This is a genomic window from Thalassobaculum litoreum DSM 18839 (genome assembly GCF_900102465.1).
In the GTDB taxonomy this organism is placed as follows: Bacteria; Pseudomonadota; Alphaproteobacteria; order Thalassobaculales; family Thalassobaculaceae; genus Thalassobaculum; species Thalassobaculum litoreum.
Genome location: NZ_FNBW01000005.1, coordinates 1 through 24,491 on the forward strand (window position 1 = coordinate 1; position 24,491 = coordinate 24,491).

A 24,491-nucleotide genomic window follows, 5' to 3' on the forward strand; every position below is an offset into this window, starting at 1 on the left:
GTGAAGCCTCCAGCAGCACTATCCGCTATAATTCTATAAAAACATAGAACTGTCAGAAATAAATAAAATACAAAATGACCTAAAACTACCACGGAATCGAGCAATTTCCCCATTGCACGCCGCCACCCGGTTGACTTCTATCCTTACAAATTACGCTTCCCGTCTGGGTGTCCATTCTAAGACATGTAATATTATTGTAATACACTCCATAGTTTGTGCACATCAATTGATAGCGCCCGTTGACGCCCCCCGCTGCGACGGCGGTGTCGACGTAGTCTTTGGAGGCAAGGCTATCGCCAGTGATGCTGCCCTTCATGCTCCACCATTTGCTCCCGTCACAGAACTGCATGGTTTTGTAGGTGGTGTTGTAGGTTATCTCGCCTTCATTTCCCTCCGGGTCCGCACAGGCGGCGTGCGCGTCCTGCGAAGTCACCATCCCCAAAAAGAATAGAAGAGCAGCGCTTAATATTCTTAGATGTAAAAACATTCTCATATTTCCTTTTATCCAATGTTTTATTTTTATTCAGATTAATAATAAAAATACAATACAACTAATTACTTAACGCAAAAACTAGGAAGCGAACTATTACAGCTTTCACTATTCACGCTGACTTGGTCGCTTCTTAGTATGCCGCCATAAACGCCGTTTGTTGCGGACGTCCATCCAAAACAATTCTTTGTATAATTATTGCCTCCCGCCATGCTCACAAATCCATTCGATCCTGCATAAATTGTTGAATATACTTGGCTCGTTGTGCCTGTCGCCAATGGAATTTCCGGTTGCGGGATAACAGTCATCCAAACATGTGCGCTGGCCGGCGCTGGAAATACACCGTTGAGATGAAAGAAGTACAGATCGCGAGAGCTTCCGATCCGCCATCCACCACCATCGGCGGTCTCGTTGTCACAATTATCATTCGCGGTGTTGCCCCTTCCGATTGTGGAAGTGAACATGAACTGTGTCGGCGGGGTATAACCGCTTCCGCCTGCTGCGACGGCGGCATCGACATAGTCCTTTGAGGCGACATCCTCACCGGAGGCGGCTCCGCCTTTCATCGAGTGCCAATCTGTACCATCGCAGAATTTATAAACGCCATCGGAGGTGAAATAATCCATGGTTCCCGCCTTTCCCGCCGGATCGGAGCAATCGGCATAGGCGGCGGGTGAGGCGATAAAAGTCAAAACTAAAAACGAGAAAATAAATAAAAATCGGTTAGATACGGTCATTGAAAACGGGTCCTTTTTGCAATACAATATTGTAACATTGTATCAACTTTAATTGTCTCAGTGAATACTTAATTTACGCTTAATTTTTCGAAGACGATCCCTTACGCGCTCCGCATTGCAAAAGGGACCGCTTTTGCCGGAACCGGACGCGTGAATCCAAGTCACTGATCTATCGAAATTTTATGCCTACAGAGCACGCGGGGGTGTCTTGCATGAATATTGGATATGCTCGTGTCAGCACGGAGGAGCAAAATCTCGACCTCCAGCTTCACGCTCTCAAAGGTGCTGGGTGCGGCGTTATCCATGAGGATTTCGGTGTCTCCGGCGCGTCGGTGAAACGGCCCGGATTGCGCAAGGCCCTGAGACGGGTTCAGGCGGGGGACGTGCTGGTGGTGTGGAAGCTCGACCGGCTGGGCCGTTCGCTCCCGCATCTGGTGGAAACCATCAATGCCTTGCGCGAACGCGGTGTGGGGTTTCGCTCGTTGCAGGAACAGATCGACACAACCTGCGCCGGGGGACGGTTCTATTTCCACATGCTGGCGGCGCTGGCGGAGTTTGAACGGGAATTGATATCGGAGCGCACGCGCGCCGGAATGGCCTCGGCGAAACGGCGCGGCGTCCATGTCGGGCGGCCCGGCAAGATTACGCCGGAGATGCTTCAGCAGGCCCGGCGGATGATCGCCACGCGCCAGAGAACGCACGGAGAAATCGCGGCGCTTCTCGGCGTTCATGCCTCCACCCTCTACCGCGCGCTGAAGTGATGGGTTGGCCTGACACGATTCAATGCGTCCGGATGACGATCACTGCGACGATTTCTACGACAGCTACCGGGATGCAACGCCGCGTTCGATCCGTTTGCTTGCCGAGCGGTAGGCACGCCAAAGGTCGGCCTTTTGCTGTTCGGCGCGTTCAATCCTGCCGGTCAACGCTTCGTCGGGCGTAGGGACGGCGCGCAACCGACTGAGAATAAGCTCCGTTCGGGCGTACCGAACATAGATGCCGAGGCGGGATGCCTGATCGTCATTCAGCTCAGGCTCGGCATGGAGCGGTCCGGTCAACTCGACGATCTTGCGGATATGTCTGGAGACGAGCTTCGGCGGCCATTCCTCGGCCCATTCGATGAGTTCGGCGGCATGCGGAAAGATTTCTTCCGTGCGGACGCCCCGGCGGGATCGCAATTCCTCCTGGATTTGGGGTGACAGGCCTTCTTCATCGAGAGACAAAGCGCCGTCCTGATAATAACCGGCGAAGACCAGGCGGTCCCGGAAGCGTCCGTAATGCGCGTAGACCGTATTCAGGCTGACGCCGGAGCGCTTTGCAGCCTCTTGTGGCAGCAACCGCCGGGCATAGCAGTCGAGGAGCTTGCCATTGACCATGCGGAGATCCTTGACCTGCGGTGCCTCTCGCTCTCTCTGCCCGCCTGGGGACGGCCCCATGACTGCGACAGAATATATCTATCATTCACAATAAGATAAGTGTGATTTCGGCGTCTCCGGCCTTGTTATATCAGGGGCCTGAAGGCTGCCACGGCGCTTGCCCGGCGTTGACGCTGCCGCCACCCTCTTAAGCATCCTCCCAAAACAAAACCTTCTGAGCGCGATTTTGAAAGGCGCAGTGCGCCCGCGATCAGGAGGAATGCGATGTCGTTTTGGGACCGGGTCAAATCCCTCATCGGCGGCTTTGGGCGGCGCAAACGCGCCGCGCCGGTCATTGACGGGGAGATCGTCTCCCGCGCGCGTGATGGGGAGCCGATAGACAATATTGCGGGGGCCGTGCGCGACACTGCGATAGCCGACCTTGCCGATAGCCGCGCCGCCCTCCGGGAAGACCAGATCGACATCGAGACCCGCGATGCGGAAGCCTGCGCATTCTCAATCGAGGGCGTTAAGGCCACCGCATCGTCGGCTGCTGATCAGATCATCGCCATTGCCATCGGCGCATCGGATGAAATGAAAGCGATCAATGCGGAGCTGGCCGAAGGAAAGGTCGGGCTCAAGGCCTTTGTGCATGAGCACGGGCTCGCGCCGGGGCATCTGCTGCCGGTCCGCCCGCTGCCGATGATCCTGATCTTCGTCTTCATGGTGTGTGAGGGACTGCTCACCGGCTCGGTCTTCTTCCAGTCCGGTGTCGTACCAACCATCGCCGCCGGGGTAACGCTGGGGGTGATGGCGAGTGGCGCGGCGGTCCTGCTCGCGGCGTTTCTCGGCGGCCACCTCATCGGACGGCACTTCAATCTGGGTGTCGGCGCGCCGGTCTCGAACGGACCCGTCCTGCAAAAACGCTGGGCGGCGCGCCTATGCTCAGTGCCACTTATCGCGGCAATCATCCTGCTGCACGGCAGCCTCGCAACGGCGCGGGCCGAAGGCACGCTGGACGACGCGCTGCTGTCCTTCACCAGCAACCCGATTGCAGCGTTCGGAACACTAAGCAGTGCCTTGCTGCTGATCTTCGGCCTCGGCGGCTCGGTGCTGGCCTGGGTGGAAGGCATGAGCGCCTTCGGTGATCCCGATCCGGGGCGTGACCGCGCGCATGCGCGCAGCGTCACGGCGAGCGAAGCCGCGCGTAAGGGTGCTCATGACCGAGCCCTCGATGAGATCAATGACGTTGCCGAGGACCATCTCGGCCTGATCGATGATGAAGCGGAGACGGTGCTTTCGGCCATGGAAGGCCGGGCGGAGCGGATCGCGCAGTTCGAAGCCGACAAGGCCGCGCTCGCCGATGATGTCGAAGACGCCATCACGTCCATCGATGCCGCGCACGATCACCTCATCGCTCTCTACCGGTCAATCGCGGGCAAAAACCCGCCCGCGATCCGGCGCATCGATGCGGACGCCGTCCGCGCCCGGTTCCGGGTGGAGTGGAGCCCGCCGGAAGACCCGGCGCGCGATATCCGCGCGGATATCGAGGCCTGCCGCACGGTGATCGTCACGGCGGCTGCGGAGGCCCGTGCGCTCGTCACATCCAGCCTGCACGACAAACCCAATACGGAGGATCTGTCATGAATCGCCGCGCAAAATCCCGTTCATCCCGTCCGCGCCGCCGCACCCCTGCCACGGGAAGCAAGTGGGCCGTACCCATGGCCGTGGGCGCGATTGCCCTGACCGCGCTTGGCGGCGTGGGCTACGCCGTCGTCTCGGGCGCGGACACTGTCCGTCCCGATGATCTGGGTTGCTACGAGAGCGCCGCGCCGCAGGGCAGCACGACCATCTGGTGGGACGCCTCGATGAGCTGGTCGCCATCCCAAGAGCGCGATATCCGCGCGGCGGTGGCGCAGGCCTGGGAGACGCTGCCCTTCAATGATCGCTTCTCGGTCATCACGACCGAAGCCGATACGGTCGGCGATCTGGCCCCGCGCCGGGTAGAGCTTTGCGGCCCGGCCCGCTCTGAAAGCGACTATGCCCGCCACGGCATCGAGAAGACAGCATCCTCCGGCTTCCTCAGCAATGAGGCGGACAAGCGCTTCCACGAGGCTGTCCAGCCTGTGGTCGACAGCGTGTTTTCCGAGACCAAGGCGCAGCAAAAGGTGCTGGCGATCGACAGCCCTCTGCTGGAGCAATTCCAGGCGATCTCGCGTGGTTCCGGCTTCCGGGATGCAGGCGGGCGCAAGCGGCTGCTGGTGATTAGCGACGGCATCCAGAACACGGAAATCGCCCGGTTCTGCGATGTGAAGGGCGATCTGCCGCCCTTCGAGCGCTTCAAGGACAAGCCGGAATACGCCCGCGTGGCACCCGCCGCGATGAGCGGCGTGGAGGTCTCCTTCTACCTGGTGCTGCACGCCGACTACGGCCCGCACTGCACCGAAGACGAACTAGCCGCGTTCTGGAGCGCCTACTTCGAGGAAGCGGGCGCGAGCCGCGTCGCTGTCTACCGCCTTCGCCCGTCCGGCAAGGACTGAACCCCGACCCCGAAAGGAGTGTGTGATGACTCAGTCCAATGCGCCGCAGGGCGGCAATCGTGGCGGTGAAAGCCAGGGCGTTCGCGTGCTGGCGACCGTAGGCTCGGGAGTGACCGCGTTCTTCGGGACGGGGCCGCTGCAAGGGTCCACCATCGCCTTCGTCCAGGCCTTCGCCCGCGATCACTACGGCTACGGCTTCGACGATATCGTGAACGTGGCGTGGTGGGGCGTATGCGCCGTCGGCGTCTATGGCGCGGCGCGGATGGTGTCCGGCGTGATCCTGCGCATCCTGGAGGGGCGCGGGCTCCTCAGCGGCTTCCGGATCGGCGGGGGCTTCCGGTGAGTAACGCCGAAAGCCCGTTCGGCTCTGCCCGGTTCAGCAATCTCGATGAGATCAAGCGGGCGGGGATGATCCGGCAGAAGCCGGACTCCCTGTTCCTTGGCTTTTATGACGGTCACCCCCTCTTCAGCGATGCGGAGGGCGGCTGGCTGCAAGCCGCCGGGGCGCGGGGCGGCAAGCTCCGCGATGTGCTCGGCTATAATATCTGCTCCGGCATCTATGCGGGCTCGATGCTCATCCTCGACATGAAGGGTGAGCTGGCGATGGTCAGCCTGGATCAGACGCCGGACGGCAAGTTCTGTTTCTACTGGAACCCGGACGGCCTGCACGGGGTGATCTCGCACCGGGTCAATCCGGTGGACCCGATCCGCAAGGACAGCCGCTCGCTGGTCTCCGACGTCAAGGTGCTGGCCGAGAACATGATCCCGCTCTCGGGCAGTCCGGCGGGGGAGTATTTCGAGCGGCGGGGACGGGAGTATTTCGAGGCGCTGGCGCTTGCCGTCACCGAGCGCGACGGCGTTCTGACACTTCCCGCGCTCTACACCGTCATCAATCTTGTGGTGGCGGCGGGGGAGGCCTGGCTCAACTTCGCCTTCGAGATGCACGAATCCGGGCATGAGAATGTCCGCCGGATCGAAAAGGAAATCGCCGAAGGGCGGGACAACCCGACAGGCGGGTTCCAGGGCATCTTGGGCGAGCTGATGAAGTCGGTCGCCTGCCTCTCCGATCCGCAGTTGATGGCGTCGGTCTCGCCGCCGTTCGATTTCTCGCTCGAAGATCTGATCCGCAGCGATCAGGCCTACCAAATCTACCTCATGGTGCCGCCGCAATATGTGGAAGCCTGGGCACCGGTCCTGAGGGCCCTGTTCACATCGGGGCTCATCTATAAATCCCGCAGCCCCGCAGCGCCGCGTCAGACCTGGGTGATTGATGAGTGCGCGCAGCTGGGCGCGTTCCCGCTCGTCCCGAAGCTGTTCACCTATGGCGCGGGCATCGGCATTCGGCCCTGGGCGGTCTTCCAGAGCATCAAGCAGATGAAGGCTCTGGGCCCGGACGCCGACACCATCATCCTGTCGTCGGCGGCGGTGCAGCAATACTTCGCCGTGCGGGACCTGGAGACCGGGGCCACCCTGTCTCGCATGCTCGGCATGGAAACGCTGTCCTACGAAGACGAGCGGCAGTCCGAAGAGGCGCGGCACGCGCGTGAGAAGGCCATGCGCGCCATCATGGACGGCGGCGATCCGCTGGACGCTGCCCTCAGCTACGAGCATGCGGCGCGGCGCGAAGCACTGCCCGCCAAGCGGGCTCGTTCGCTCATGACCCCCGATGAGATTCTGAACATGCCCGGCGATAAGCAAATCCTGTTCGCCGATGGTTTGGCGCACCCGATCTACGCCGATCGCAGGCCGTATTACGAGCAGCGCTTCATGGCCGGGCGATACCACCCGAACCCGTATCACCCGCCCGCCGACCGGGTCCGCGTCAAAACCCTGTTTGGGCATGGTTGGAAGAAGGTGGTGCGCGAACCCGTGCCGGACGAGTTCGCCCACTATCCGCAGTACCGCGACGGCACCTGGTCGAAGGTGAGGTGAGCGATGAGCGATCCCAAGAGCCGGGGCTCGTTTGCCCGCCTGCACGCAAGCAACCTGCCGGGCCAGCCAACCAAGCTGGAGCGCACGCCATCGGTGCGCGGGGCTTTTGACCCTGCGAGCGACGAGTTGCGGGCCAAGGAACGGGCCGCGCAAAGCCAGAGCGAAGCACAGCGCCGCGAGTCCTTCATGGTGAGGCGCAGCAAGCCGGAGCCGACGCTCAAGCCCACCCGCGCGCTGTCGCTCGGCCCTGACCGGGCAGCGTTCCAGGAACGATGGGCGCAGGAACAGCGCGCGGCGGCTCCTGCCGCCACGCCCTCCCGAGAAGACCGCAAAGCCGCGTTCATGAAGGCGCGGGGGCAACCCGCGCCGGACCGCATACGGGAGCGAACAAAAGACCGCTCCCGTGACCGCTAACCCAAGAGAGGAGATCAGAAAATGACCGACCGTAAGAACGACCGCCAGGAAGACCGCACCACCGATCAGAGCCGCCAGCCCGCCGATGTAATCCGCGATGGTTCCCTCAAGGCCACCATCTGGCGCAATGAGGGCGAAGACGGGCCGTTCTACTCCACCAGCCTCGCCCGCACGTTTGAGGACCGCGAGGGCAATCTGCGTGATGCGCACAGCTTCTCCGGCTCCGACCTGCTGAAGGTCTCGGAGCTCGCCCGTAAGGCCTATGACCGAACGAACGATCTGCGCCGTGAAGAGTTCAAGCAGGAGCGGCAGGAAAGCCGGGAGGTCTCGAAGACGCGAGAGCGCACACGATAGAAACCAGCGCCCAAAATACTTGCGTATTCAAAACGTATGTTCTAGTTTTGTTCTCTTTTATCCGATGGCGCGGGAGGAACATCGGACAGAGCGGAACAAAAACAAGAAAGGAGAACCGCCATGACCCAATACAAGCCGCCCTCCGATGCGAAGAACTTCCTGCCGCGCCTGGATACCAGCGGCAGCGGCCCGCCGTCTGTCAGCGTCGATCTGGAGGAGTTCGCGCACTTCCTGGATGACACCGGATGGAGTGACGACCAGAAGGCCGACTATCTCCAGACCCTCTGGGGTGTGATGGTCGAGTTCGCGATGCTGGGCTTCGGGTTCCATCCGGTCCAGCAGGCCGGGAACGCCCGCAACGCCGGGAGCGGGAATCGAGATGCCTGTGGAAAACTCCCGGAAAGTGCGGCTCCGCGCCCCGATACGGGCGCGGATGCGGTAAAATATGAACAGTCCGAATTGAACAAACCATTTGAGAAGGCCGCCGCGCATCGCGCGGTGGCGGGAAGGATTCTAAAATGACACTGCCTTTGCCAAACCCCGAGCCCGATGGCCGGAAGGCCCTGATCTATTGCCGTGTGTCCAGCAAACGGCAAAGCCTTGAAGGCTCTGGCCTGGATAGTCAGGAGCATCGTTGCCGCCAATATGCCGCCGCCAAGGGCTACACCGTCGAGGCGGTGTTTCCCGATGACGTGTCGGGCGGCGGGGATTTCATAAACCGCCCCGGCATGGTGGCGCTGCTGGCCTATATGGACGCCAAGCCGAACGAACAATTCGTCGTCATCTTCGACGATCTGAAGCGCTATGCCCGCGACACGGAATTCCACTTGCGTCTGCGCCGGATCATGGCGGAGCGGGGCGCGACCCGCGAATGCCTGAACTTCAATTTTGAGGACAGCCCGGAAGGGCGTTTCTTCGAGACCATCGCCGCCGCGCAAGGCGAGCTGGAGCGGGAACAGAACGGGCGGCAAGTCACTCAGAAAATGCGCGCCCGCGTCGAGAACGGGTTCTGGTGCTTTGGCAAGATCATCGGCTACCGCTACGACAAACACTCAAGCGGCGGGAAGGTCATGGTCCCTGAAGAGCCGCAGGCGTCCGTGATACGGGAAGCCTTCGAAGGGCTGGCGTCTGGCCGGTTCCAGTCAGCGGCGGAAGTGACCCGCTTCTTCGACACCTATCAGGAGTTCCGTACCAAGCAGCTGGGCCGCGCCAACTGGCAGCGGACCTTCAATCTGCTGCGTAATCCGCTCTATGCCGGGCTCATTCACGCGCCGCGTCTCGGCATTCACATGAAGCGCGGACAGCATGAATCGCTCGTCAGCGTCGCGATCTGGCAAAAGGCGCAGGACCGGCTGGATGGCCGCGCGCTTACCCCGGCCCGCGAGGATATCCGCGACGATTTCGTGCTGCGCGGCTTCGTGTGTTGCGATGCTTGCGGCCATCCGATGACTGCCGCTTGGTCGAAAGGCCGTAGCGCGCTTTACGGCTACTACAAATGCTTCAAGAAAGGCTGCGACCTGTGGGGAAAGTCGATCCGCAAGGAGCAGATCGAAGATGACTTCGACAAGCTCCTGAAGGCGATGAAGCCCGGACCGGCTTTAGTCGATCTCTTCAAGGCCATGTTCGCTAAGGCCTGGGATCAGCAAGGGCAGGCTGCCGGTCAACGCGCAGCGGACGCCAAGCGGTCTCTGCGTGCGATTGAGGACAAAACGGCCAAGCTCGTCGAGCGGATCATGCAGACCGATCAACCGGCAATCATCGCGGCCTACGAGCGCGAGGTCGAAAAGCTGGAGCTTCAGAAGGCGGGGCTTGCCGAAATGGCCGCTCAAAAGGGCCGTCCCGTCGTCAGCTTCGACGAAGGATTTCGAACCGCCCTGGCGTTCCTCTCAAACCCTTGGAAACTCTGGGCTTCCGAGCGGGCAGACTACCGCCGCCTCGTGCTCCGCATGGCGTTTTTGGAGCCTGTCCGATACTGCCGAAAAGAGGGGTTTCGAACCGCCGCTATCGCAGAGCCACTGCGGGTTTTAGGGATGATTGCGGGGGGTAAGTCTAGAATGGTGGGCGCGGCTGGGATTGAACCAGCGACCCCTGCCGTGTGAAGGCAGTGCTCTCCCGCTGAGCTACGCGCCCGGTCCGTGTCGGGACGCCGGTATCTACGGGGAGCGGCCGGGCTTGTCAATCACTCAACGCCCCATCTGGCGCAATCTGCAGTCCGACATCGCCGGCGACCCTCACAGCCCGAGCAGACCGGGCAAGTCGGTCAGGCTGTCGATGCGGGCGTCGGCCTCGATTTCCTCCAGCGGCAGGCGGGCATAGCCGTAGCTGACCAGAACCGCGCCGGTCCCGGCGCCATGGGCCACGGCCATGTCGTGCTCGTTGTCGCCGACCATGACCGCTGCCTCGGATGACGTCCCCAGTAGCGCCAGCGTGTCCAGCAGATGGCGCGGATCGGGCTTGCGATGGGCGAAGCGGTCGCCGCCGGCCACCGCGTCCACATAGGGCGCGAAGCCGAGCGCCTCCAGCACCAGTTCGGCCGGGCGCTGCGGCTTGTTGGTGCAGACCGCCACGGCGATACCCCCCGCCTTGAGCGCCGCGACGGTGTCGACCGCGCCCGCATAGGCGCGGGTGTGGCCAGCCACGTCGCTCTGGTACTCGGCGATGAAGCGGGCGACAAGGGCGTCGAGACCCTGGCTCCCGCCCGAGCCGTCCGCCGGCGTGCCGGTGGCTGCCCAGGCCCGGTCGACGAAGACCCGGCTGCCGTCGCCGATGAAGCGCCGGACCTCGTGCGGTGTCAGCGGCCGGCGCCCTTCGCTGGCGAGCAGGCGGTTGGCGGCGGCGCCGAGATCGTCGGCACTGTCGATCAGGGTACCGTCGAGATCGAAGACGACCGCGGCGGCTTTCGTCGGGAGGGGCATGGGGACCGTCGATGGAATGTATCTGAAAGGCTTGAGGTTGTTACACTCCGTTGCAAAACGTGTGTTCGTCAATGGTCCCGGCCGATGGCATTTATAGCCCGCCGACATTCCGCGCCCGACCGTGTCGCCGGAGTCGGGCCGGACTGGGAGCGAGCCAGACTGGAACCGGGCCGGATTGGGGCCGGGCCAGACCGGAACAGAGCAAGATAAGGAGCCTGCCGCCGATGAGCGAACGAGTCGCCGCCGTCATCCTGTCCGCCGGCATGGGGACGCGCATGAAGTCGGCCCTGCCCAAGGTGCTGCACCCGGTGGCCGGTAAACCGATGATCGGCTGGGTGCTGGATGCGGTCGCCGGCAGCGGCGCCGATCCGGTGGTTGTCGTCACCGCGCCCGCCCATGACACGGTGCGCGAGGCGGTCAGCGGTCGGGCCGCGGTGGCGGTGCAGGACCCGCCGCTCGGTACCGGCCACGCGGTGCTGGCCTCCGCCGAGGCGCTGGAGACGTGGTGCCGCGGCGGCGGTACGGTTCTCGTCTGCTTCGGCGACACGCCGATGATCACCCCGCAGACCCTGTCCCGTCTGGTGGCGGCCAGACAGGCGGCGGACGATCCCGCCGTCGTCGTCCTGGGGTTCGAGCCGGAGGATCCTGGCCAGTACGGCCGTCTCGTGCTGGGGCCGGACATGGTCCTGGAGCGGATCATCGAGGCCCGCGACGCCACGCCCGAGGTGCTGTCGATCAGGCTGTGCAACGGCGGGGTGATGGCGATCGACGCGTCGATCCTGTTCGACATGCTGCGGCGGATCGGCAACGACAACGCCAAGGGCGAATTCTACCTGACGGATCTAGTGGGGATCGCCCATCGCGACGGCCGGCGCTGCCATGTGGTGACCTGCGATCCGCTGGAGACCCAGGGGGTGGATTCCCGGGCCGGCCTCGCCCGGGCGGAAGCGGCGATGCAGGACCGGCTGCGCGCGGCGGCCCTGGAGGGCGGGGTGACGATGACCGCGCCGGAAACGGTGTTCCTGACCCATGACACGCGCCTCGCCCAGGACGTGACGGTCGGCCCGCACGTGGTGTTCGGCCCCAAGGTCGCGGTCGAGGAGGGAGCGGAGATCCGCGCCTTCAGCCATCTGGAGGGCGCGCATGTCGGACCCGGCGCGCTGGTCGGACCCTATGCCCGCCTGCGTCCTGGCGCCCGGATCGGCGCGCAGGCCCATATCGGCAATTTCGTGGAAGTGAAGAACGCCGAGATCGAGGCCGGCGCCAAGGCCAACCACCTGAGCTATATCGGCGACGCCCGGATCGGCAGCGGCGCCAATATCGGGGCCGGGACCATCACCTGCAACTACGACGGCACCAACAAGCACCACACCGATATCGGCGCGCGGTCCTTCATCGGCTCGAACACAGCCCTGGTGGCGCCGGTCAAGGTCGGCGACGGCGCGATCATCGGCGCGGGCTCGACCGTGACCCGGGACGTGGCCGGCGACGACCTGGTGGTGGTGCGCGGCGAGACCAAGACCATTCCCGGCGGGGGCGAGCGCCTGCGCCAGCGCAATCTTGCGAAGAAGAAGACGAAAGGCTGAACCATGTGCGGGATCGTAGGCGTGCTGTCGGGCCAACCGGCGGCTCCGTTGATGATGGATGCGTTGCGGCGCCTGGAATACAGGGGCTACGACTCCGCCGGCCTTGCGACTGTGTCGGAGGGGGGGCTCACTCGGCGGCGCGCGGCGGGCAAGCTGTCGGCCCTGCAGGAGGTGCTTGAGCGCGAGCCGCTGAAGGGAGTGTCCGGGATCGGCCACACCCGCTGGGCGACCCACGGTCCGCCCACCCTGGAGAACGCCCACCCGCACGTGGCCGGCCGGGTCGCCGTGGTCCATAACGGCATAATCGAGAACCACGCCGCCCTGCGTGCCGAACTGTCGGCTGCCGGCTCGACCTTCGAAAGCGCCACCGACACCGAGGTGGTCGCCCATCTGCTGGAGCGCGAGCTCGCCGACGGCGCCTCCCCGCAGGAGGCCATGGCCCGGGTCATGCCCCGGCTGACCGGCGCCTTCGCCTTCGTCGTGCTGATCGCTGGCGAGGAGGACCTGCTGCTCGCCGCCCGCCGGGCCTCGCCGCTGGCGATCGGCATCGGCGACGGGGCGGCCTATGTCGGCTCCGACGCGGTGGCGTTGGCGCCGCTGACCCGCCGCATCATCTATCTCGACGACGGCGACTGGGCGGTGCTGCGCCGGTCCGGCGTGTCCGTGTTCACCGGCGACGGCACGCCCGTCCAGCGCCCGGAGCACGTCTCCACCGTCTCCGCCGCGATGATCGGCAAGGGCAACTTCCGCCACTTCATGGAGAAGGAGATCTACGACCAGCCGGAGGCCATCGCCCATACCCTGCACACGGTGATCGACCCCGGCACCGGGGTCGCGACCCTGCCGTATCCGCTGGAAGACGCGGAGTCGGTGTCGAAGATCACCATCCTGGCGGCGGGCACCAGCTTCTATTCAGGGCTGACCGCGCGCTACTGGCTGGAGAGCATCGGCGGCGTGGCCTGCGAGGTCGATCTCGCCTCCGAGTTCCGCGACCGCAAGGCGGTGCTGCCGAAGGGCGGGGTGGTCATCGCCGTCTCCCAGTCGGGCGAGAGCCTGGACACGCTGATGGCGCTGCGCCACGGCAAGAGCCTGGGGCAGAAAGTGCTGGCCCTGGTCAACGTGCCGGAGAGCACCATCGCCCGGGAGTCCGACGGCGTGCTGCTGACCCGCGCCGGGCCGGAATTCGGCGTCGCCTCGACCAAGGCCTTTACCGCCCAGCTCACCGCCTTCCTCGGCCTCGCCATCGCGCTCGGCCAGGCGCGCGGCCATATCGACAAGGATGAGGTGCTGCGCCTTGTCACCGCCCTGGAGGGCGTGCCGGGCCGTGTCGCCGAGGCGCTGAAGGACACCAGCGCCTATCACGCCATCGCCCATGAGCTGTCGCGGGCCAAGGACGTGCTCTATCTCGGGCGCGGCCTGTCCTATCCGATCGCCCTGGAAGGCGCGTTGAAGCTCAAGGAGATCACCTACGTGCACGCCGAGGGCTATGCCGCCGGCGAGATGAAGCACGGCCCGATCGCCCTGATCGACGAGCATGTCCCGGTGGTCATCGTCGCCCCCAGCGACGGCTGGTTCGACAAGACCGCCTCCAACATGGCCGAGGTGCGGGCGCGCGGCGGCCGGGTGATTCTGCTGACCGATGCCCATGGCGCGAAGGAACTCGGCGGGTCGGCGGACCATCTGGTCGTGCTGCCCGACGTGGCGCCGGAGGTGGCGCCGATCCTATACTCGATCCCGGTGCAGCTCCTGGCCTATCTGGCGGCGGTGGAGAAGGGAACCGACGCCGACCAGCCCCGCAACCTGGCGAAGAGCGTGACGGTCGAGTGACCCAGCCGGACGCAGAGGCGCTGTTCGAGCGCTGGTGCACCCCGGGCGCGCCGGACACCCGGCCGGGGGATACGGCACTCGGCGATAAGGCCACCCGCGGCTCGCTGGTCATCTCCGGCGTGCAGGACGGAATGGTCGACGATATCCGCACCTATCTCTGGGAGCCGGCCGAACCTGCGGCCGGCAACCCCTGCGTGGTGCTTGTCCATGGCTGGGGCTCGCGCTCGACCCATTTCGCAGCAATCATCCGCGCCCTGACCCAGGCCGGGGTCCGCTGTGCCGCCTTCGACGCGCCCGGCCATGGGGAGAGCGGCGGAACGACGGCAAGCCTGCCACGCATCGCCACCGGGCTCCGTCTGCTCTGCGCCGACCTGGCCCAGGCGGGGACACCCGTGACGGCGGTGGTCGGCTATTCCTTCGGTGGTCTGGCGGCTGGGCTTGCCTGCGTGCGCGATGTGATCGCAGGTAGGCCGCTGGCGGTGCCCTCGCTCGCTCTGATCTCCACGCCAGTGCATCTCGCCTCGGCGACGCGGCGCTGGCTGGAGATGGCGGGCGAGCCGCAGTCGCGCAGCGTCGATCTGATGGCCGAGCTGACCCGTCGTGGCTTCGACGGAGCGCGGTTCGACCTGCTGAAAGTGGCAAACCACCTGCCGGAGCGGCTTCTGCTGCTGCACGACCGGAGCGACGACGAGGTGCCGGCGAGCGACGCGGAGGCTCTGGCGGCCCTGCGACCGGACGCGAAACTGCTGCTGACCGAGCGGTTCGGCCATGCCCGAATGCTGCTGGCCCGCCCGGTGGTCCAGGAGATCACGGATTTCGCGCGCGCCCGGCACGACGATCTCCCGCCTTCGTGACTTAATCCGACCGCACCGGCCGCCCATCTCTTGCCGAGCGTGTCAGCGACGGAGATGGAAATGCTCAAGCGTCTGGTTGGTTCTTCGGCGGCGGTTCTGATGCTGACCGCGGTCTTGGCCGGTCCGGCGGAGGCCCGGCGGATCGACGAGGTTCGGGCCAAGGTTCAGGCGGTGATCGACGAGATCGGCATCGACCGGTCCCGGATCCGCGAGGTCTTCGTGGCGCCGGACGATCAGGGCGGCGAGGCGCCGGGCTCCCTGTCCTACAGCGCCTGGATCGCGTTCTCGGACTGTACCGGCAATCTGGCGATGCATCTGTCCGGCACGACCGCCGTGCGGACGATCTACACCACTGGCGACTGCGCCGTTCCGGGGGTGTCCAAGAGCGGCTGATCGGCCGGGGGATTTCGGTCGCCGCGTGTTTCGCTCCCTTCAAATCGCGGCGGCGCTGCCTATAGTACGGACAACGCGATAAACGTCATCCGCCATAACGGCATGGGCCTCTGGGCCCGTGCCAGCGGACCGACGCCACCAAGGCACATGAGGGAGCACACCAAAATGGATCTCGCCAGCCGTCTGAAGGATCCGGAGCTTTTCAAGCAGCAGGGCTATATCAACGGCCAGTGGGTCGGCGCCGATGGCGGCGGTACCGTGGATGTCGATGACCCGGCGACCGGGAAGAAGATCGGCACGATCCCCGACATGGGCGAGGCCGAGACCCGCCGCGCGATCGAGGCCGCCAACGCCGCCTGGAAAGGCTGGCGCGAGAAGACCGGCAAGGAGCGCGCCCAGATCCTGCGCAAGTGGTTCGAGCTGATGATGGCCGCCCAGGACGACCTGGGCGCGATCATGACCGCCGAGCAGGGCAAGCCGCTGGCCGAGGCCAAGGGCGAGATCGCCTACGGGGCGTCCTTCGTGGAGTGGTTCTCCGAGGAGGCCAAACGCAACTACGGCGACGTGATCCCGAACCACGCGCCGGGCAAGCGCATCGTGGTCATCAAGCAGCCGGTCGGTGTCGTCGGCGCCATCACGCCGTGGAATTTCCCCAACTCGATGATCACCCGCAAATGCGCGCCGGCCCTGGCGGTCGGCTGTCCGGTGGTGATCAAGCCGGCGAAGATGACGCCGTACTCGGCCCTCGCCCTGGCCGTGCTGGCCGAACGGGCGGGCATGCCGGCGGGCGTCTTCAACATCGTCGTCGGCAAGAGCGCGTCGGCCATCGGCAACGAGCTCGCCACCAACCCGATCGTACGCAAGATCGGCTTCACCGGCTCCACGCCGATCGGCAAGCAGATCATGGCCATGGCCGCCGGCACGGTGAAGAAGGTCAGCCTGGAGCTCGGCGGCAACGCGCCGATGATCATCTTCGACGACGCCGATATCGACGCGGCGGTGGAAGGCACGATCCTGTCCAAGTTCCGCAACACCGGCCAGACCTGCGTCTGCGCCAACCGGATCTTCGTGCAGGACGGCATCTACGACAAATTCTCCGAAGCGCTGGCCGCAGCGGTGAACAAGATGAAGCAGGGCAACGGCTTCGACGACGGCGTCGTGCTCGGCCCGCTGATCGAGGGCTCGGCCGTCGACAAGGTCGAAGAGCATGTGATGGACGCGGTCGGCAAGGGGGCCAAGGTCGCCACCGGCGGTTCGCGGATGAAGGACATGGGCGCCAACTTCTTCGCGCCCACGGTGCTGACCGGGGCGACCCCGGACATGCAGATCTTCCGCGAGGAGACCTTCGGCCCGGTGGCACCGCTGTTCCGATTCAAGACCGAGGAAGAGGTCATCCGACAGGCCAACGACACCGAGTACGGCCTGGCGAGCTACTTCTACGCCCGCGACCTGGGCCGCGTGTGGCGGGTCGCCGAGGCGCTGGAATACGGCATGGTCGGTGTCAACGAAGGTGGCATCTCCACCGAGGTGGCACCGTTCGGCGGCATGAAGGAAAGCGGTCTCGGCCGCGAGGGCTCCAAGTACGGCACCGACGAGTTCACCGAGATCAAGTACATCCTGATGGGCGGCCTCGGCGCGCCGTAAGCCGCACCGTCAGATGGGGACGACCGCGGGCCGGGCAGGGATTACTGTCCGGCCCGTGCCTTGTTGTATTCGTCCATGCTGATCTCGCCGGAGAGGAAGCGGCGCTGGAGTTCTGACTTGGGCAAGGCGCTCAGGCGGTTCCTGTCGAGCCCCGGTTCGGCGGCCACGGGTTCGGCGGTCCCCGGTTCAGCTGCCATGGGGAAGGGAGGGGGTACCTGGCCGCTCGGCTGCGGATTCATGGAGGGCGCGCGGGCCAGCTTCCGCCGGTTCTGATCCGCCGACGAGAAATCCTTCACCAGGAACCGGGCGTCATCGAAGGCCGCCAGGCGTTGACCGACGACCTGACCTGCTCCGAGCCCGCGGCGGCCCGCGTACCAAGCGATCCCCTCGGGATGAAACTGATAATCGAGGATCACGCGCATATCGGACACGGTGCGGGTCTCGTTGAGCTCGGGGTCATTGAAGCTGCGCGACGTGGTCACCTGGGTGACCTGCTCTTCGCCCTGGAACGAGAAGTCGCCGATATAGGTCGCCTGACCTCCCGTCACAGTGAATCGGGGCGCGTCGGGAGTGAGGTAGCCCTCGTTCGAAAAGGCGATCTGCTCGTGCGTGATTTCCGCGGCTGCGGCACTGGCGGCGGCGACGACCAGGGTGGCCGCCAGACCGATAATCGGATTGCCGCCGATGAACTGGACACTGTTGTAGGTCTTCGTGATCTCCACGCTTTCGATGGCGTAGTGCCCGGGCGGAACGACATAGGTCCAGTATCGATCGTTCCGGCCGAGCTGTGCCTGCGTCGCGTATTTGATCTCGATGACATTCGGGTCGTCCCCGTCGTCATCGCCCCCTGGCGACGCTTCCAGGAAAGCATTCGTCGCGGGGTCGTAGCGTCGGATCGTCATCGTCAGAGGCGTCTGCAACAGGAGCGGGTCCCGTTGCAGGACGAACAGGACCGCACCCTGGTTCCGGCCCAGGGTCAACGGCCCGTTCTCGACAATGGGAGCCGATTTGTTCGCGCATCCTGCCAGCGCGACGGCAGCAACGAGACCGGCAAATATGGTGGTGTGCATCGGGCGGTTCCCCTCGGTCTTTGCCTGGAATGTGCAGCCACGCCAGCCAGCCGACATGTTGTCGGCTGCTATGGATGATAGAAATTTTGGATATACGATTCTGGTAATCCTGCCAACCTGCCCATTCCAAGCTGGAAAATCTCCGTGCCGGAACGGCGGGGGTAACCTTCCGCGCTGCGGCGCACTATGTTGCGGTGAAGCGATTTCGGACTGAGGCGGGAGAACGGCGATGGCCGGCTACGATTACGACCTGATCACCATCGGCGGCGGCTCCGGCGGGGTGCGCGCCTCGCGCATGGCCGGGCGCTACGGCGCCAAGGTCGCCGTCGTCGAGGAACTGCGCGTCGGCGGTACCTGCGTGCTGCGCGGCTGCGTGCCCAAGAAGCTGCTGGTCTACGGCTCGCACCTGCCGCATGAGATCGAGGACATGCGCGGCTACGGCTGGTCCGTGGAGGGCGTGAGCCATGACTGGTCGGCGCTGATCGCCACCAAGGAGAAGGAGCTCGACCGGCTCCACGGCATCTACCTGAAGCTGCTCAGCGGTGCGGGCAACGACGTGCTCGACGGCAAGGGCAAGATCGTCGATCCCCACACGGTGGAGGTCGCCGGCAAGCGCTACACCGCCGAACGCATTCTCATCGCCACCGGCGGCTGGCCGAGCCTGCCGGACGTGCCGGGCATCGAGCACGCCATCACCTCCAACGAGGCGCTGGAACTGCCGCAGCGGCCGGAGCGGATCGCCATCGTCGGCAGCGGTTTCATCGCCGTCGAGTTCGCCGGCATCTTCCACGGCTACGGCAGCGACACCCATCTGATCTACCGCGCGCCCAAGGTGCTGCGCGGCTTCGACGAGGATGTCCGCACCGCCCTGGACGAGGAGATGGCGAAGAAGGGCATCCACCTGCATTGCGAGACCCTGCCGTCGCGGATCGAGAAGGCCGGGGACAGCTATCTCGTTCATCTGACCGATGGCGAGACCCTGGAGGTCGACGCGGTGATGTACGCCACCGGCCGCCATCCGAACACCAAGGGCATCGGCCTGGAGGAGGTCGGTGTCGAGATGGACAGGAACGGCGCGGTGAAGGTGGACGAATACTCCCGCACCAACATCCCCTCCATCTGGGCGATCGGCGACGTGACCGACCGGATCAACCTGACCCCGGTGGCGCTGGCCGAGGGGACCTGTTTCGCGGAGACCGAGTTCAACGACAACCCGATGTCGCCGGACCACGAGAACGTGGCCAGCGCGGTGTTCAGCCAGCCGCCGATCGGCACCGTCGGTCTGACCGAGGAGGCGGCGCGCGAGAAGTACGGCGCGCTGGACATCTACGTGTCCGGTTTCCGGCCGATGAAATACACGCTGACCGAGAACACCGAACGCGGCCTGATGAAGCTGGTGGTCGACCGGGCCAGCCAGAAGGTGGTCGGCGCCCACATGGTCGGGCTCGACAGTCCGGAGATCATCCAGGGCGTGGCGATCGCGGTGAAGATGGGCGCGACCAAGAAGGACTTCGACCGCACCATCGGCATCCACCCGACCGCGGCCGAGGAATTCGTCACCATGCGCGAAAAGCGCCCGGACCCCGAGGAGCGTCAGGCGGCGGAGTAAGACGCCGCCTCCTACCCCCCGGCGATGGCGATCAGCGTCTCCGGGTCGAGCACCAGCAGCGGCTGGCCTTCGCCCATCACCGTCGCCCCGGCCAGCACGTCGACCGAGTTCAGGGCCGGGTGCAGCTCCTTCATGAACACTTCCTGGCGCCGCTTCACCCGGTGCACCGCCACGCCGATGCGGCGCTGGGGCGTGCCGATGATGACGACCGGGAAGGCCTGCTGGTCGACCGCCACCTCCGGCGTTTCCCAGCCCAGCATGGTCTCGATCGCCCGCACGGTGAGGAAGCCGTCGCGGTGCTGGATGCCGGCGCGCTCGCCCACGGTCTGGATCTGCTTCCGGTCGACCTCGATGACCTCGATGATGGCGCGTTCCGGCAGGCCGAGGTCGCGGGTGCCGTCGCTGACCACGACGATGCGCTGCAGGGCGGCGGAGACCGGGAAGCTGAGATAGAAGCGGGTGCCTTCGCCGTCCTCGCTGTCGATGTCGATGGCGCCGCCGAGCCGCCGCAGGGTGGTCAGCACCACGTCCATGCCCACACCCCGACCCGAGGTCTCGGTCACCGCTGCGGCCGTGGAGAAGCCTGGAGCAAAAATCTGCCGGTGGATCTCCCGCTCGGTCATCCGGGCGGCGTCCTGCTCGGTGATCAGGCCTTTTTCCAGCGCCTTGTTGCGGATGCGGTTGGTGTTCAGGCCGCGCCCGTCCTCGGCGATCATGATCTGGGCGACATTGCCGTGCTGAGTGGCCCGCAGGGTGAGCGTCGCCTTCTCCGGCTTGCCGGCGTCCAGCCGCTCCTGCGGGCCCTCGATCCCATGATCCATGGCGTTGCGGATCATGTGGACCATGGGCTCCATCAGGGCATCGACCATGGACTTGTCGATCTGGATGTCGCCGTCGTCGATCTCCAGCGTCACCTGCTTGCCGAGCGAACGGGCGAGGTCGCGCACCAGGCGCGGCATGCGGCCGAACACGATGCTGATCGGCACCACCCGCAGGTCGAGGGTGACCGAATGCAGCATGCGCAGGGTGACTTCGGCCCGGGCGATCTGGTTGGCGAAGACCTTGCCGGCATCGTCGATCCGGGCGGCGGCGGCGTAGAGCCGCTCGGCCTTGCGGTCGTCGATCTGGCCCGCCAGCGAACGCAGCTCGGCCGCCGTGGCGCCGAACCCGGCCTCCGACGCGCCCTGGTCCAGCCGGGACAGGCTGAGCCGCAACTCGGCCACCGTGTCGAGGTAGCTGTCGATCAGCGCGGAGGAGACCCGCAGGGAGCTGCCCCCGGCACTGCCGGGAACGCCGGCGCCCGTGCTGCGGGACGGTGAAGCCTCGCCGCGTTCGGCCGGGACGCTGCCATCGGCGGCAGTGGCCGGCGGTTCGGCGGGTCTTTCGGCGGGTCTCGCCGGTGGCGCTGCGGGGGCGGTGTCGGGGGCCCGAGACGAAGCGGATGGCGGCGGATCGGATTGTGGCGGGGTCGCGGCGTGGGGCTGCGCCGGGGCGGGCTTCGGGGCCGGCTGTGGCGGGGAGGCCGGGCTGTCGCCGAACGGCGCTGCGAAACCCTCCTGCTGCTCCGGCGACCAGCCGGACTGCAGGGCCGAGTCCCAGGAGCTGTCGTCGACGAACAGCACATGGCCGTCGGTCTCGGCGGCCGGCGGTGTCGGCGCTTCGGCGGCGGGCGGCGGTGCCGCAGGAGCCGCCGGCGCGGAGGCGGTGGCCGCCTTGTCGCCGATCACCAGCACCGTCCAGGCGCGCAGCACGTCGCCGCTGGTGTCGAGGGTGCGCACCGAGGCTTCCACCGGCGCGTCGTCGCCGGTCACGCCGATCAGGAACTGGTAGAGGTCCGGGTCGATATCGACCAGCACGCGGTTGGAGATCACCTGCTGGCGATAGAGCAGACCGAGAATCTCGCCGCTGGCCGGGGCGCCGTCCGGGACCATGACCTGGACCTGCACGAGACGGGCGCCCGGCTGCTCCAGGAACTCCACCGCCTCGTTGCGGGCGGCGGGGGACATGCTGTCGAACAGGTCGTCGCCCAACACCTTGCGCAGCTCGGCGACGGCGGCACCCGCGCCGGTGAGCAGCAGGGCCAGCTCGTCGCGCAGCCGGTCATAGGTCTCGCGCGGCATGTCGAGGGAGGAGACGGTCAGTCCCTCGATGCCGATCACCTCGCTCTCGCGGCGGATCTCGTCGGCCACCTCCAGGGCGCCGGAACGCTCGGTCCAGGCCTCCATCAGTGTCAGTTCGCTGGCCAGGCGGGCCAGGGCCGAGATCCGGAACACGCCGAGCGCGCGGGCGAGGATACCGACCAGTTCCCAGTCGGCAGACGCGCCTCCGCGGATCGACAGCCTGTCGACCACCGCGCGGGCCTCGCGCGAGATGTGCGGCGCCATGGAATCGTCCACGTCGTCCATGGCGATGCCGGCATCCGCCAGTTCCGACAGCACCCGCAGACGGTGGATGAAGATGCACAGGGCGCGGATCAGGGCGGTGCGGTCGCCCGACTGGTCGCCCTCCAGAACGCCGAGGATGTCGCCCAGCACGCCGGCGATGCCGAGATACCCGACATCGTTCGCCGCCTCGCGGATCGCCAGCATGGAAGACACGATGGCCTGGCTGTCCAGGGAGTCCATCGCCGGGTTTTCCAGCGCCTCGGCCAACTGGCCGAGCTCGGCGGTGACCACCGCGTTGAACGGCTGCACGGTGCCGGGCTGGAACTCCGCCTCGTCGTCGTTCGCCGGCTTCTGCGAGACCTGGATCGCCATGCGGCTCTGCGTAGCGGCGGCGGTCTCTTCCTCCGGTTCCGGTTCGGGCTCCGGCGGGTCGTAGGCGGGCGGGGCTTCGGCGACGGCCGGATCCGGCTGGGCCGCGGCGGTCACCTCGCCCCCGCTCTTCAGTTGCGCCTTGGCCTGTTTCAGCGCGGCGATCAGGCCGGCATCCCCGGCGACGTCGCTGCGGCTCTCCAGGCAGGCCTCGCGCAGATCGACCAGGGCGTCGGCCGACTGCAGCAGCAGCTCGCGCGACGCCTCGTTCGGCCGGGCCTCGCCGTTGCGGAACATGTCGAGCAGGTCTTCGGCCGCGTGGGCGACCGTCTCCATCCCGGTCAGGCCGAGCGACGCCGACACCCCCTTCAGAGAATGGATGGCGCGGAACAGCGCGCCCATGATGTCCGGGTTCTCCAGATCGGCGGTCGAGCCGGACAGGTTGGCCTCGAGCTGGGCGAGGTAGTCCTCGCTCTCCTGCTCGAACAGCTCCCACATCTCCGAATTGTCGTCGAACCCGCTCATGTGAGGGCCACGCTGCGGTCGCCGCCCCGGTGGAACTCCGGCACATGGGAGGCGATCAGTCCGGTCAGGTCGACCACCTCGTGGAAGGTGCCCTTATGGGTGATCACCCGGGCCTGTCCTTCCTCGTCGGCCGGGCCGGGCGGGCTCTCGTCGTCGACGATGCCGAGCACGCCCTCGGTGGCGATCGCCCATTTCTGGTCGAAATGGCTGACGATGATGTGGATCGACTGGTTCTCGAACCCGTCCTCGGTCAGGCGCAGCACCGGCAGGATGTTGCCGCTGACCTCGATGACGGAGTCGATCTTCACGCCCGGCCGCCGGGGCAGAGGGGCGGTGTCGATATCGTCGATGGCCCGCTCCACGATGCTGCTGTCGATGGCGAAGAGCTGGCCGCCGACCGTGATCGCCATGTATTTCGGCCGCTGGCGGACCCGGATCTCGTCCGGATCGGCGCGCTCGGCGACGGCGCGCTGGTCGGCGAGCAGGGGCAGGGCGCTCTGGGCGTTGAACCAGCGATCCGCATCGACCGCCTGCACCAGCTCGCCCTTCTCGTCGAGGAAGGCGTGCTGCACCTCGTTGCCGGCGACCAGCCCGTGCATCGGCTTGGCCGGGCCGAAATCGCGGATGCCCAGGATGCGCTCGACCGCCAGCCCGATCACCGCGCTGCCGCGCTGCAGGACGATGCACATGGCGAGGTCGAGTTCCTCCTCGCGCGGATGCAGCCGCATCACCACCAGGGGAATCGGCTCGTCGCGCAGAACCATGACGCCGATGTAATCCTCGGAGTCGCCTTCGATCGGCTCCATCCGCTCGATCTCGACGACCTCGCGCACCCGGGCCAGCGGGATGCCGAAGCGACGGCCGTCGGACATGAAGAGCAGGACCGGGATGCGTTCTTGGCTGCCGCCCGGCTTGCCGCCGCCCACCACCGCGTTCATGGCGCCGCTCCCGCTGGGACGGGGGTCAGCAGCCGGTTGATGGTGTCGACCAGCAGGCCGCCGCCGGACGCGTCCACGTCCTTGCTGACCGAGCCGGACGGCTTGCCGATCACCGCGTCGGCGCCGACCAGCCGGGCCTCCACCGCTTTCGGCGAGGCCGGATGGGTGAGGGAGGACAGCACGATGACCTTGGCCGGCGACAGGATCTTCAGCCGCCGCAGGCACTCGATCCCGTCCATGACGGGCATCTCGATATCCAGGGTGACCACGTCCGGCGACAGCTCGCGGGCCATGTCCACGCCCTCGCGGCCGTTCTCCGCCTCGCCGACGACCTCGAACCCCTCGGCACGCGCCAGGATGTTCTTGATCGTGAGCCGAACAAGCTTCGAGTCATCGACGATCAGTACTTTGGGCATCCGCCGGCCGTCTTCCCGAGTTCAACCAAGGCCTTGAAATCTAAGTGCTCAATCGTTCCATATCGGCGATGGTTTGCCTACCCGTTTGTGGTCCGGTTTCGGACTCGCCCTGCGGAATCGGCTTCTGCGGAGGGCGTGG

Annotated in this window: 23 protein-coding genes, 1 tRNA gene and 2 pseudogenes; 16 read left to right on the forward strand and 10 right to left on the reverse strand. The window is 65.6% G+C overall.

Translation table 11 applies throughout. From position 1 onward, the window contains the following. Positions 1-555: 555 nt before the first annotated feature. Positions 556-1,227 carry a hypothetical protein gene (locus tag BLS34_RS25325; protein ID WP_139189178.1) on the reverse strand — a complete coding sequence of 224 codons (672 nt, stop codon included), beginning with the start codon at positions 1,225-1,227 and terminating at the stop codon, positions 556-558. 212 nt (positions 1,228-1,439) lie between these two features. On the opposite strand from BLS34_RS25325, the gene BLS34_RS08850 reads away from it, so the two are divergent. Next, positions 1,440-1,988: a recombinase family protein gene (locus BLS34_RS08850; protein WP_093150102.1), complete on the forward strand. Its 549-nt coding sequence runs from the start codon at positions 1,440-1,442 to the stop codon at positions 1,986-1,988. Between the two features lie 63 nt (positions 1,989-2,051). Here the strand turns inward: BLS34_RS08850 and BLS34_RS08855 are convergent, their stop codons facing one another. Further along, on the reverse strand, positions 2,052-2,603 hold the full coding sequence (locus BLS34_RS08855) for a hypothetical protein (RefSeq protein ID WP_093149705.1): 552 nt from the start codon (positions 2,601-2,603) through the stop codon (positions 2,052-2,054). A gap of 264 nt (positions 2,604-2,867) precedes the next feature. On the opposite strand from BLS34_RS08855, the gene BLS34_RS08860 reads away from it, so the two are divergent. The 8 genes and pseudogenes from BLS34_RS08860 to BLS34_RS26445 form a co-directional block, all read left to right on the forward strand. Beyond that, a complete protein-coding gene (locus BLS34_RS08860) occupies positions 2,868-4,229 on the forward strand; it encodes a hypothetical protein (protein ID WP_093149706.1) in 1,362 nt (453 codons plus the stop codon). Continuing rightward, entirely contained in the window at positions 4,226-5,122 is an 897-nt protein-coding gene (locus BLS34_RS08865; protein ID WP_139189180.1) for a hypothetical protein, read from the forward strand. Before BLS34_RS08860 ends, BLS34_RS08865 begins: the two co-directional genes overlap by 4 nt. A 25-nt stretch (positions 5,123-5,147) precedes the next feature. Further along, complete coding sequence (locus tag BLS34_RS25330; protein WP_139189182.1) at positions 5,148-5,465, forward strand: hypothetical protein; 318 nt, start codon at positions 5,148-5,150, stop codon at positions 5,463-5,465. Next, the gene (locus BLS34_RS08870; RefSeq protein WP_175474166.1) at positions 5,462-7,054 is read left to right on the forward strand and encodes a type IV secretory system conjugative DNA transfer family protein; all 1,593 of its coding nucleotides are present in this window, start codon (positions 5,462-5,464) and stop codon (positions 7,052-7,054) included. Before BLS34_RS25330 ends, BLS34_RS08870 begins: the two co-directional genes overlap by 4 nt. A gap of 3 nt (positions 7,055-7,057) precedes the next feature. Further along, positions 7,058-7,468, forward strand: coding sequence for a hypothetical protein (locus BLS34_RS08875; RefSeq protein WP_093149710.1), 411 nt, complete (start codon positions 7,058-7,060; stop codon positions 7,466-7,468). A 21-nt stretch (positions 7,469-7,489) separates the two neighbouring features. Then, positions 7,490-7,822 carry a hypothetical protein gene (locus BLS34_RS08880; RefSeq protein WP_215906074.1) on the forward strand — a complete coding sequence of 111 codons (333 nt, stop codon included), beginning with the start codon at positions 7,490-7,492 and terminating at the stop codon, positions 7,820-7,822. Between the two features lie 120 nt (positions 7,823-7,942). After that, entirely contained in the window at positions 7,943-8,344 is a 402-nt protein-coding gene (locus BLS34_RS08885; protein WP_093149712.1) for a hypothetical protein, read from the forward strand. Continuing rightward, a pseudogene (locus tag BLS34_RS26445) lies at positions 8,341-8,817 on the forward strand (recombinase family protein); the annotation flags it as partial. The gene BLS34_RS08885 and the pseudogene BLS34_RS26445, both read left to right, overlap by 4 nt. A gap of 147 nt (positions 8,818-8,964) precedes the next feature. On the opposite strand, the gene BLS34_RS26450 reads toward BLS34_RS26445, so the two are convergent. Then, a complete protein-coding gene (locus BLS34_RS26450; RefSeq protein ID WP_245701946.1) occupies positions 8,965-9,264 on the reverse strand; it encodes a hypothetical protein in 300 nt (99 codons plus the stop codon). A 3-nt stretch (positions 9,265-9,267) separates the two neighbouring features. On the opposite strand from BLS34_RS26450, the pseudogene BLS34_RS26455 reads away from it, so the two are divergent. Beyond that, positions 9,268-9,327, forward strand: a pseudogene (locus BLS34_RS26455) (hypothetical protein); the annotation flags it as partial. Positions 9,328-9,420: 93 nt separating this feature from the next. On the opposite strand, the gene BLS34_RS26460 reads toward BLS34_RS26455, so the two are convergent. From BLS34_RS26460 to gph, 3 genes are all read right to left on the reverse strand, one after another. Continuing rightward, positions 9,421-9,651, reverse strand: coding sequence for a hypothetical protein (locus tag BLS34_RS26460; RefSeq protein WP_245701947.1), 231 nt, complete (start codon positions 9,649-9,651; stop codon positions 9,421-9,423). A 226-nt stretch (positions 9,652-9,877) separates the two neighbouring features. Next, positions 9,878-9,952: transfer RNA gene (locus BLS34_RS08895), tRNA-Val, on the reverse strand. 101 nt (positions 9,953-10,053) lie between these two features. Continuing rightward, a complete protein-coding gene (gene gph / locus BLS34_RS08900) occupies positions 10,054-10,737 on the reverse strand; it encodes a phosphoglycolate phosphatase (RefSeq protein WP_093149713.1) in 684 nt (227 codons plus the stop codon). 224 nt (positions 10,738-10,961) lie between these two features. Between gph and glmU the strand changes: the two genes are divergently transcribed. The 5 genes from glmU (at position 10,962) to BLS34_RS08925 (ending at position 17,041) form a co-directional block, all read left to right on the forward strand. Further along, positions 10,962-12,323 (forward strand): bifunctional UDP-N-acetylglucosamine diphosphorylase/glucosamine-1-phosphate N-acetyltransferase GlmU, encoded by a 1,362-nt coding sequence (glmU, locus tag BLS34_RS08905; RefSeq protein ID WP_093149714.1) that lies wholly within the window; start codon positions 10,962-10,964, stop codon positions 12,321-12,323. Between the two features lie 3 nt (positions 12,324-12,326). Further along, a complete protein-coding gene (glmS, locus tag BLS34_RS08910) occupies positions 12,327-14,150 on the forward strand; it encodes a glutamine--fructose-6-phosphate transaminase (isomerizing) (protein WP_093149716.1) in 1,824 nt (607 codons plus the stop codon). Beyond that, a complete protein-coding gene (locus BLS34_RS08915; RefSeq protein ID WP_093149717.1) occupies positions 14,147-15,004 on the forward strand; it encodes an alpha/beta hydrolase in 858 nt (285 codons plus the stop codon). The genes glmS and BLS34_RS08915 overlap by 4 nt, the downstream gene beginning before the upstream one ends. A 60-nt stretch (positions 15,005-15,064) precedes the next feature. Then, positions 15,065-15,397 (forward strand): hypothetical protein, encoded by a 333-nt coding sequence (locus BLS34_RS08920; protein WP_093149719.1) that lies wholly within the window; start codon positions 15,065-15,067, stop codon positions 15,395-15,397. Between the two features lie 165 nt (positions 15,398-15,562). Continuing rightward, complete coding sequence (locus tag BLS34_RS08925) at positions 15,563-17,041, forward strand: NAD-dependent succinate-semialdehyde dehydrogenase (RefSeq protein ID WP_028792839.1); 1,479 nt, start codon at positions 15,563-15,565, stop codon at positions 17,039-17,041. A gap of 41 nt (positions 17,042-17,082) precedes the next feature. Here BLS34_RS08925 and BLS34_RS08930 read toward each other — a convergent pair whose 3' ends face one another. Continuing rightward, a complete protein-coding gene (locus BLS34_RS08930) occupies positions 17,083-18,111 on the reverse strand; it encodes a hypothetical protein (RefSeq protein ID WP_139189184.1) in 1,029 nt (342 codons plus the stop codon). Positions 18,112-18,340: 229 nt separating this feature from the next. On the opposite strand from BLS34_RS08930, the gene gor reads away from it, so the two are divergent. After that, positions 18,341-19,720, forward strand: a complete 1,380-nt coding sequence (gor, locus tag BLS34_RS08935; RefSeq protein ID WP_028792837.1) for a glutathione-disulfide reductase — start codon at positions 18,341-18,343, stop codon at positions 19,718-19,720. A gap of 11 nt (positions 19,721-19,731) precedes the next feature. Here the strand turns inward: gor and BLS34_RS08940 are convergent, their stop codons facing one another. Genes BLS34_RS08940 through BLS34_RS08950 form a run of 3 tightly spaced genes read right to left on the reverse strand, consistent with a single transcriptional unit; the run spans position 19,732 to position 24,352 of the window. Next, on the reverse strand, positions 19,732-22,998 hold the full coding sequence (locus BLS34_RS08940) for a chemotaxis protein CheA (protein ID WP_093149723.1): 3,267 nt from the start codon (positions 22,996-22,998) through the stop codon (positions 19,732-19,734). Next, the gene (locus tag BLS34_RS08945) at positions 22,995-23,936 is read right to left on the reverse strand and encodes a chemotaxis protein CheW (protein WP_028792836.1); all 942 of its coding nucleotides are present in this window, start codon (positions 23,934-23,936) and stop codon (positions 22,995-22,997) included. The genes BLS34_RS08940 and BLS34_RS08945 overlap by 4 nt, the downstream gene beginning before the upstream one ends. Next, complete coding sequence (locus BLS34_RS08950) at positions 23,933-24,352, reverse strand: response regulator (RefSeq protein ID WP_028792835.1); 420 nt, start codon at positions 24,350-24,352, stop codon at positions 23,933-23,935. Before BLS34_RS08950 ends, BLS34_RS08945 begins: the two co-directional genes overlap by 4 nt. Positions 24,353-24,491 lie beyond the last annotated feature (139 nt).